Source organism: Arcobacter sp. F155, assembly GCF_004116455.1.
Classification (GTDB): Bacteria; Campylobacterota; Campylobacteria; order Campylobacterales; family Arcobacteraceae; genus Halarcobacter.
In genome coordinates this window covers 112904-121447 of sequence record NZ_PDJU01000011.1, presented here as the reverse complement: position 1 = coordinate 121447, position 8544 = coordinate 112904, and the positions used below count along the sequence as shown (strand labels likewise).

At 29.0% G+C, this 8544-nt stretch carries 10 protein-coding genes; 5 read left to right on the top strand and 5 right to left on the bottom strand.

Going from position 1 to position 8544, the window contains the following annotated elements; all coding sequences use genetic code 11:
* Positions 1 to 127: OadG family protein (locus tag CRV03_RS11835; protein WP_258238984.1), on the bottom strand; the 127-nt coding region annotated here is incomplete at its 3' end.
* Between the two features lie 128 nt (positions 128 to 255).
* On the opposite strand from CRV03_RS11835, the gene CRV03_RS11830 reads away from it, so the two are divergent.
* Positions 256 to 1119: a GyrI-like domain-containing protein gene (locus tag CRV03_RS11830; RefSeq protein WP_129085358.1), complete on the top strand. Its 864-nt coding sequence runs from the start codon at positions 256 to 258 to the stop codon at positions 1117 to 1119.
* Here CRV03_RS11830 and CRV03_RS11825 read toward each other — a convergent pair.
* The 3 genes from CRV03_RS11825 to rpsO all read right to left on the bottom strand — a co-directional run bounded on the left by CRV03_RS11825 (position 1116) and on the right by rpsO (position 2990).
* Positions 1116 to 2168, bottom strand: coding sequence for a DHH family phosphoesterase (locus CRV03_RS11825; protein WP_129085349.1), 1053 nt, complete (start codon positions 2166 to 2168; stop codon positions 1116 to 1118). The genes CRV03_RS11830 and CRV03_RS11825 overlap by 4 nt on opposite strands.
* Positions 2165 to 2566, bottom strand: a complete 402-nt coding sequence (locus CRV03_RS11820) for an Rrf2 family transcriptional regulator (protein WP_129085348.1) — start codon at positions 2564 to 2566, stop codon at positions 2165 to 2167. The genes CRV03_RS11825 and CRV03_RS11820 overlap by 4 nt, the downstream gene beginning before the upstream one ends.
* A gap of 151 nt (positions 2567 to 2717) precedes the next feature.
* Positions 2718 to 2990, bottom strand: a complete 273-nt coding sequence (gene rpsO, locus CRV03_RS11815) for a 30S ribosomal protein S15 (protein ID WP_129085347.1) — start codon at positions 2988 to 2990, stop codon at positions 2718 to 2720.
* A 165-nt stretch (positions 2991 to 3155) separates the two neighbouring features.
* Here rpsO and CRV03_RS11810 point away from each other — a divergent pair, with 165 nt between their 5' ends.
* Positions 3156 to 3980 carry a hypothetical protein gene (locus tag CRV03_RS11810; protein ID WP_129085346.1) on the top strand — a complete coding sequence of 275 codons (825 nt, stop codon included), beginning with the start codon at positions 3156 to 3158 and terminating at the stop codon, positions 3978 to 3980.
* A 4-nt stretch (positions 3981 to 3984) separates the two neighbouring features.
* On the opposite strand, the gene moaA is transcribed toward CRV03_RS11810, so the two are convergent.
* On the bottom strand, positions 3985 to 4953 hold the full coding sequence (gene moaA / locus CRV03_RS11805; protein ID WP_129085345.1) for a GTP 3',8-cyclase MoaA: 969 nt from the start codon (positions 4951 to 4953) through the stop codon (positions 3985 to 3987).
* A gap of 232 nt (positions 4954 to 5185) precedes the next feature.
* Here moaA and CRV03_RS11800 point away from each other — a divergent pair, with 232 nt between their 5' ends.
* The 3 genes from CRV03_RS11800 to CRV03_RS11790 all read left to right on the top strand — a co-directional run bounded on the left by CRV03_RS11800 (position 5186) and on the right by CRV03_RS11790 (position 8544).
* A complete protein-coding gene (locus tag CRV03_RS11800; RefSeq protein WP_129085344.1) occupies positions 5186 to 6202 on the top strand; it encodes an amino acid ABC transporter substrate-binding protein in 1017 nt (338 codons plus the stop codon).
* A 75-nt stretch (positions 6203 to 6277) separates the two neighbouring features.
* On the top strand, positions 6278 to 7462 hold the full coding sequence (locus tag CRV03_RS11795; protein WP_129085343.1) for an amino acid ABC transporter permease: 1185 nt from the start codon (positions 6278 to 6280) through the stop codon (positions 7460 to 7462).
* A gap of 2 nt (positions 7463 to 7464) precedes the next feature.
* Positions 7465 to 8544, top strand: coding sequence for an amino acid ABC transporter permease (locus tag CRV03_RS11790; RefSeq protein ID WP_129085342.1), 1080 nt, complete (start codon positions 7465 to 7467; stop codon positions 8542 to 8544).

Genomic DNA, 8544 nt, shown 5'->3' with positions numbered 1-8544 from the left:
GAAAATACTTCCCTATTATTTTTGCTTGCAGTTTTAAAGCATAGATCATTACTATTAGGAATATAAACACTATTCCCATACCTAATGCCATAAACTTTACTGCTTCCGCAATTAAGTTTGTTTCCATGTTTTTCCTCTAGTTCAATTTAGATAATCTATTGTAATGAAATAATAAAACTTTTTCTTCTTCTTTTGTGCTAATTTTATTGTTCAACCGTGCTATTTTTTTAGTTTAATAGTGCTACAATGGTTACCATGAAAAAAGAAACATTGGAAAAAAGAACTAGAATTGCAAATGATATTCTTTACTACATCTACACTCATATCGACACTCACATAGATATTGAGGAACTAAGTTATGACTTACAAATTAGTAAATTTCATATGCATAGAATCTTTAAAGAAGCTTTTGGAAAAAACATCTATGAAAGCATAAAGTCAATTAGATTACAAAAAGCTGCAAACCTATTGCTTACAAATAGATACTCTACGATTTCGGATATTGCAAACTCTTGTGGCTATAGTTCTCAGTCTTCATTTATTAAAGCTTTTAAAAACAGATTTGACTTTTCTCCTAAAGAGTGGAGAAACAATGGATACAAAGAGTATTCAAATAAGATTTTAGAAGAATCAGAGTTTGCGTTAAAATCAACTGCTGATTTTTCAAACTTAGAACCCAAGATAGTTAAGATGCCTTATTTAGAGAGTTATTATATAAGAAATAAAGGCTACAACGTAAATATTAAACAGACCTGGCAAAAACTTCAAACTTGGATTTTAAGCTCTGATATAAAAGAGTATAAACAAATTGCCCTACTTCATGATAATCCAACAATTACTCACTTAAATGAGTGCCAATATATTGCTTGTGTAAAAACCGATGCATATAATGAAAAGCTTCCTAAGTTTAAAATTGCTAAAGGAGTTTATGCAAAATTTGATTTAGTAGGTAACCATGGGGATATGCTGAAATTTATTCACTGGGTTTATCATGAGTGGTTATTAAAAAGTGGATATGAAACAACAACTAAACCATCATACGCTGTATATAAAAAGAATAATTTCTTAAGCGATGATGATAAGTTTGAGCTAAGTTTTTATGTATCTGTTAAGTTTTAAGCCGATAGTGAATCAAGTTTACCTTGAATATACTTTTTCACATCGTTGTAATTAATTGTTTCTTTGAAATCATCAAATTTACAACCGCTAGCATTAACATGGCCTCCGCCATTTGCTAGTTTTTGAGCTATTAGAGAAACATCAACTTTTCCATCTGCACGGAATGAAGTATTTCCTTTTTTACTAATATCAATAAAAAAGTCAAAATCTGGATTTGCTTTTAAAAATGCATTTGCAGGAATAGAAATAGAACCTAAAGTATAAGTCAATAAACCTTTATGTCCTTTGTAAGTTACAGTTAACTCATCTTTTAGTCCCTCTAAAGAGTGAACTAAATATTTTGCAGCAAGGTTATCTATTGTATCATCAATTCCATCTTGTTTTAGAAACTCTTTTTTTAAGCTATGAATACTATCATCTAAAAGAATATTTCCATTCTCTTTTTCTAGAAAACTTGATGCTTCTTTTAATAAATGAAGTCTAAACTCTCTATTTAAATCAGCAAATAAAACATTGTTTATTTCTCTTACTTTACTAATCATTGTAAGTAATACTTTTCCAAATTCAAAGTTTTGAGTTTCATGGTCTAACCAAATATCAATTGCATTTACACTATCAATTAATGGTTTTAACCACTTTCTAGTCTCTTCATCAAAAGCATCATATGTTTCAAGCATATAATCATAAGTGATTTTTGCAGCACATCTTTTTATGTCTAAATAATACCAGTCATATTTTGCTGCACTTTTTTCACCAGTTGCATGATGATCTAATAATTGTAGCTTGATGTTATATCCATCAGCAGTTAAAGCCTCAATACTTTTGTTTAAGTCCTTAGCTTCTTGAAGTGTTAAATTTAAATCTGTAATTAAAAAAAGAATCTCTTCATCTTTTAAAGCTTCTATCTCTTCTAAAATCTTTTTAAGTGAAAGTTTTACCTCTAAACCATAATTAGCGTTATAGAAAAAACCTTCTTTGAAGTACTCTTTTGTGATTAATTGACAGCTAAATCCATCTAAATCTGTATGAGATAAATGAAAAAGCTTCATGTAGCAATGTCCTTTAATGTAAGACTTCCTAAAAAGTCATTTATTTTGCCTTGTAGATTATTTAATAATGGCCAAACGCTACATGCATTTGCAATATCTTGAGGACATGATGTAACAGAAGGAGAACATTCAAATACCGATGGTATCTTTTCCTCTGCAACTGTTGTAATCTCTAAAATAGTGATTTCATCATAAGGTTTTTTTAAAACAAAACCTCCATTAACTCCCCTTTGAGAAAGTACAATATTGTTTTTTGCAAGGTTTTGCATTATTTTGGCTAAAAAAGATTTAGGAATATTTAATTCTTTTGATAAAACATCAACATTCTTTGGGCTATCACTTTTTGCAATAGAAATCAAAGAAAGTAAAGCATATTCGCTCTTTTTAGTTAGTAACATTTTTTCCCTAATAATATTTTTCTAAATATTCTACAAGAAGATTTATTAATCTTTATTATTAATAAAAACTAATTTATATTCTTATGTTTAATTCAAAAAAAAAGGTTGCAAGAAATCTTGCAACCTTTTTTACTCTTTTAAAAGCTATAAATTACTTAGCTCTGATTCCTAAGTCTGCAATTAATGAAGTGAATCTTGAATAATCAGTTTTTCTTAAATATGCTAAAAGTCTTTTTCTTTTACCAACCATTTTTAAAAGACCTAATCTTGATGAGTGATCTTTTTTGTTTGTTTTTAAGTGCTCAGTTAATACTTTGATTTGCTCTGTTAAAAGTGCAATTTGTACTTCTGCTGAACCTGTATCGTTATCTTCTCTTCTGTATTTTGCAATAATTTCTGCTTTTACGTCCTGATCTAAAGCCATAATGACCTCCTAATAGGTATATTATCTCACTTTTATAAAGTGGAACCGGATTTTATCTTAAACTATATTAATCTTTCTTTAAGGAAAAAACTAATTTTCTATAAATCTTAGTTAAATTTAAACAAAGTAAACTATAATACGCAAACACAAAGAAAAGGTCATCAAATGCAATCACTGAAACTAAATTTAGATAAAGCCTACTCATACAAACTTTTTATGCTTGTTGCATTCTCACTATTTGCATCAGTAATGTATCAAGGTCATATTCAACAAGGTGGAATCTACTCTATTCTTTTTTTTGCTGCACTTGCATTATGTGCTTTTCAAATTGCTTCTACTGTTTATGTAACATTTATAAAAAGAACTATTGAAATAAATATTGATGATACATTTATTTCTTGGCACTTTAGCGACAATAATAAAAACAATAAAGAAGAGAAAATTAAACTAGAAGATATTAAAGATATTAAAACAGAAATAAATTATCTACTTGGAAACTTCTACTCATCTTTTCAAGTTACATTTTTATTAAAAGATAACTCAGAAATAGTTTTAACTGATGGTATAACTTATGACTTTGGATTAAAAAAATCAGAAGAAGTTTGTAAATTTTTATTGGATAATGATTTAGGTGAACAACAAGATATCAAGTTTGCACAACTTATTAAAGAATTAAATATTGATACAAGTAAAACAAACCAAAAGTTTACTAAAAAAGCAGGTAGTTCTTATTATGTTGGAATTATCTCAGATAATAGAAAAGAGTTTTTATCTCTTAGAATACAAATTGAGACTCTTTATGATGATTATAAAAAAGTAGAAAAGAATGTAAACAATGAATACTTAGTAGCTAGTGATACAATTAAAGATTCTCATATTCATTTAAAATCAAATGCAATAGGACTATTTGTAGAGTTTTATAATGTAAGTAGAAAGCAAGAACTTAAAACACTAAAAGAGTTAGGGAAAAGAAAGAAAATAGGTTTCTAACCTATCATCCCCCTGTTTCATAAAATGCTCTAGTTGAAGTCTCAGTAGAGTCCTCAGATGACCACTTATTTTTTTCTGGTTTATTTGCTAAAACATCTTTTAATATAGCTGCTGCTTTTTTGATATCCCTTGCTTGAATTGCTTCTTTAATACTTTGTGCATCTTCAAAATATAAACATGGAATTAATACACCACTTGCAGTTAATCTAATTCTATTACATGTTGCACAGAAATCATCTTTATGAGGTTCAATAATACCAAAGACATAGCCATCTTCTAATTTATAATCTTGAGAAGGTGAAGAACCAGTTCTTTCTTCTTTTGTAAAGTTATATGATTTTCTAATTATTTCTTGAATTTCATCACTTGTTAAACCCTTTGCAGTATCTTTTGCATGAGAGTTTTCCATATACTCAATAAATCTAACAGGATAACCTTTTTCTTTACAGAATTCTAAAATATCTACTAACTCTGTATCATTTATTCCTTGCATAGGTACACAATTTATTTTTATTTTTAAACCTACTTTATGGGCAGCTTCAATTCCTTTTAGAACTTTCTTTAAAACATTTTTTTGTGCTACTTTTGCAGCTACATCTTCTTTTAATGAGTCTAAAGAAACATTAATTCTTTTAAGTCCTGCATCTTTTAGTTTTTGTGCTGCTTGGTCTAATAAAAACCCATTTGTTGTAAGTGCTAAATCTATATCTTCTTTATATGTAGCTATCATTTCTATAAAGTTTTCTAAACCTTCTCTTAATAAAGGTTCTCCACCAGTAATTCTTACTTTCTTGATACCTTCATCTATTCCAACTTTTATAAATTCAAATAAATCTTCATAGCTTAATAACTCTTCTTTAGGTACCCAAGAGAATGGTTTTTCTGGCATACAATATTGGCATCTAAAGTTACATCTTTCTGTAACTGAAACCCTTAGATAGTCTACTTTTCTACCAAATCCATCTACTAGCATAAATGCTCCAATTTAAATTTTCCTAAGCTTAATATAAATCCCCTTAAATTTGACAAATATTTAGGTGCTAATTTACATATTAAATAAGAAGGAAGTAATATCAAAATTGCACATTAATTATACAAAAGTTTTTAAAAGTAGGTAATTTTTTACAATATAATTGTATTTGCTACACAATTGCTATATTTAGAATATATAATTTTGTTGTGAAAAATAAAAAAAGGATGAAATGATGAAATTACTTAAAACTGTTACATTAAGTCTTGCTGCTTTAGCAATGACTGCATCGGTATCTATGGCAGATACACTTGACGATACGAAGAAGAAAGGTTACTTAAGTTGTGGACTAAATACTGGTCTTCCTGGATTTGCTGCTCCTGATACAGATGGTGTTTGGAAAGGTATGGATGTTGATTTTTGTAAAGCTGTAGCGGCAGCAGTTTTAGGTGATGCATCTAAAGTTAAATATGCTCACTTAAATGCAAAAGAGAGATTTACTGCTTTACAAAGTGGTGAAATTGATGTTCTTTCAAGAAACACAACTTGGACTGCAACTAGAGATACTTCTTTAGGATTAAACTTTGTTGCTGTTAACTATTATGATGGACAAGGTTTCATGGTAAAAAAAGACCTTGGTGTAAAATCTGCTAAAGAGCTTGATGGAGCTGCATTTTGTATTCAAGCAGGAACTACTACTGAACTTAACTTAACTGATTACTTCAAAGCAAACAACATGGCGTATACTCCAATTACATATGATACTACAGCTCAAACAATTGAAGGTTTTAAAGCTGGAAGATGTGATGTTATTACTTCTGATGCTTCTCAATTATATGCTTTAAGAACAAAACTAAAAGATCCAAACTCTGCAATTGTTTTACCTGAAATTATTTCAAAAGAGCCTTTAGGTCCTGTTGTTAGACAAGGTGATGACAAATGGTTTAATATCGCAAAATGGACTCATATTGCAATGTTAAATGCAGAAGAATTAGGTATTACTTCTAAAAATGTTGATGAAATGTTAAAATCTAACAATCCAAATGTAAAAAGATTATTAGGAACTTCATCAAATATTGGTGAGCAAATGGGTCTTGATGCAAAATGGGCTTATAATATTATCAAGCAAGTTGGTAACTATGGAGAAGTATTTGATAGAAATGTTGGAAAAGACTCTCCATTAAAAATTGACAGAGGTTTAAATAAACTTTGGAAAGATGGTGGTTTACAATATGGAGCACCAATTAGATAAAAAAAGTAGAAATACTTATTTTATTTAATACAAAAGAAGAAGATTTTCTTCTTCTTTTAATGACAAGGTAAAAAAATGAAAAAAATAAAAAAAGAACCTCAGGAAAATGTAGCCTTTTATAACAATCCTGAAAAAAGAGCTATCATTTATCAAATACTTGCACTTGCAGGGATATTTATATTTACATATTTTATTTTAAATAATATGTTTATAAATATTGAAAAACGTGGGATTAATACAGGGTTTGACTTTTTAAGTAGTGAAGCCGGATTTGGAATCGTACAATCACTTATTGAGTATGATGAATCAAACTCTCATGGAAAAGTTTTTATTGTTGGGTTATTAAATACTATTTTAGTTTCTGCTATTGGTATATTTTTTGCTTCAATACTTGGTCTTTTAATTGGAATTGGAAGACTTTCTAAAAACTTTATGATTTCTAAACTTTGTATGGTATATGTTGAAACGTTTAGGAATATTCCTATTCTTCTACAAATACTATTTTGGTATAATGTTGTATTAGCTTCACTGCCTAGTCCTAGGCAATCAATCAATTATTTTGATTCTATTTTCTTTAATAATAGAGGTCTTTATATTCCTAAACCTATTTTAGAAAGTGGTTTTATAGCTGTTATCATTGCTTTTATTTTAGCAGTTATTGCATGTGCGTATTTAGTAAAATGGGCAAGAAAAAAACATGATGAAACAGGAGAAGAGTTTCCTGTTGCATGGACTTCTTTAGCTATTTTAATAGCTGCACCAACTTTAGTATTCTTTGTAAGTGGAACACCTGCAACTTTAGAGTATGCCGAACTTAAAGGCTTTAACTTTACAGGTGGTTGGACTTTAATTCCAGAACTTCTTGCACTTGCTTTTGCTCTTAGTATTTATACAGCAACATATATTGCTGAAGCAGTTAGAGCTGGTATTGAAGCAGTACCAAAGGGACAAAAAGAAGCAGCTCATGCATTAGGATTAAAAGAGCATATAATCTTAAAAAAAGTTGTTTTACCACAAGCACTAAGAGTTATTATTCCACCTGTGATTAATCAATATCTTAACTTGACTAAAAACTCTTCACTAGCCACGGCAATTGGTTATCCAGAGTTAGTAACAATCTTCGCAGGAACTTCTTTAAACCAAGTTGGACAAGCAATTGAAATTATTCTAATGACAATGGCTGTTTATTTAACAATTAGTATAGTTATCTCAATTATCATGAACTATATTAATGAAAAAATAAAGATTAAGGAGAGATAGAGATGGCAATTTATGAAACAAAACAAGCTCGTCCTGCTCCTTCAGGAACAAAAGGATTAGTTCACTGGTTAAAAGAGAATCTATTTTCAGATATTATTAGTTCTATTTTAACAATACTGTCTTTTATCCTTTTATATATAACAGTTCCACCTCTACTTGATTGGATGATTTTTGATGCAACATGGAGTGGAACAAAAGAAGAGATTACAAAAGATGGTGCTAGATGGATTTTTATTTATGAAAAATTCAATCAGTTTATCTATGGTTTCTATCCAGAAGAACAATACTGGAGACCAAACTTAGTACTTGCAATCTTTATTTTATATACAATTGGATTTAGAAATATAAATAATACTCTTGCTAGAGCATTTATTATTATCTCTTTTCCTATTATCTCAGTAGTTTTACTTTATGGTGGCTTTGGTTTAGAGATTATTCCTACAACTAAATGGGGTGGATTACTACTTACTATTGTTGTAGCTGCTGTTGGTATTATTGTTTCTTTCCCTATTGGTATTGTCTTTGCTCTTGGTAGACAATCAAATATGCCAATTATTAGAACAATAAGTGTTATGTATATTGAGTTTATTAGAGGTGTTCCTTTAATTACTCTATTATTCATGTCATCAGTTATTTTGCCACTATTCTTTCCAGAGAATATGGACTTTGATAAACTTCTTAGAGCATTAATTGGTATTACACTTTTCCAAGCTGCTTATATTGCAGAAGTTATTAGAGGTGGTCTTCAAGCTATTCCAAAAGGTCAATATGAAGCTGCTGATTCAATAGGATTAAATTATTGGCAAACGATGGGGCTAATTATTTTACCTCAAGCACTTAAAATTTCAATTCCAAATATTGTTGGTTCATTTATCTCTTTATTTAAAGATACAACATTAGTATTAATTATTGGATTATTTGATGTTTTAGCAATGGTTACATTAACATCAACAGACCCAAATTGGTTAGGATTTGAAACAGAAGGATATGTATTTGTAACCTTTATTTACTGGGTTATTTGTTTTAGTATGTCTAAATATGCTAAATCAATTGAAGAAAAATTTAACACAGATCACAAATAG